The following is a 576-nucleotide window of genomic DNA, read 5'->3' on the forward strand; positions in this document are numbered from 1 at the left end:
CAATGATTTGGTACGCCAACGCTTAATCACACGTTTTGCAAGTGAAATGACAGACGGTTTCTCGATTTATCGTTTAACTCCGTTAGGTATAGGTATTTCTGATTATTATATTCGCCAACGTGAATTCTCAACGCTGCGTTTATCCATTCAGTTATCTATTGTTGCGCAAGAGTTAAAACGAGCTGCAGATGCAGCCATCGAAGGTGGTGATGATTTACATTGGCATCGAAATGTCTTTGCTCCATTAAAATATTCAGTCGCTGAAATTTTTGATAGTATCGATATCACACAACGAGTGATGGATGAACAACAAGCTGATGTTAAACAAAATATTTCTGCCCTATTAAGTCAAGATTGGCAAGCAGCAATTAGCAGTTGTGAAGGGTTGCTGACTGAAACATCACAAACATTGCGGGAGTTACAAGATACTTTGGCTGCTGCAGGTGATAAATTACAAGCCAGTTTACTTTTAATACAAGATGCGACGCTTGATAATCCAGAACTCGATAAAATCAACAATGTAGTTATGGATCTCCAAGGTAAACTAGATCGCATTATTGGTTGGGGGCAAAAAGC

Annotated in this window: 1 pseudogene; it reads left to right on the plus strand. The window is 38.9% G+C overall.

Annotation, left to right across the window (positions count from 1 at the left end):
• Positions 1-576: pseudogene (locus tag BQ5209_RS10565) on the plus strand (chromosome partition protein MukF); the annotation flags it as partial.

It is taken from the genome of Gilliamella mensalis (assembly GCF_900103085.1).
In the GTDB taxonomy this organism is placed as follows: domain Bacteria; phylum Pseudomonadota; class Gammaproteobacteria; order Enterobacterales; family Orbaceae; genus Gilliamella; species Gilliamella mensalis.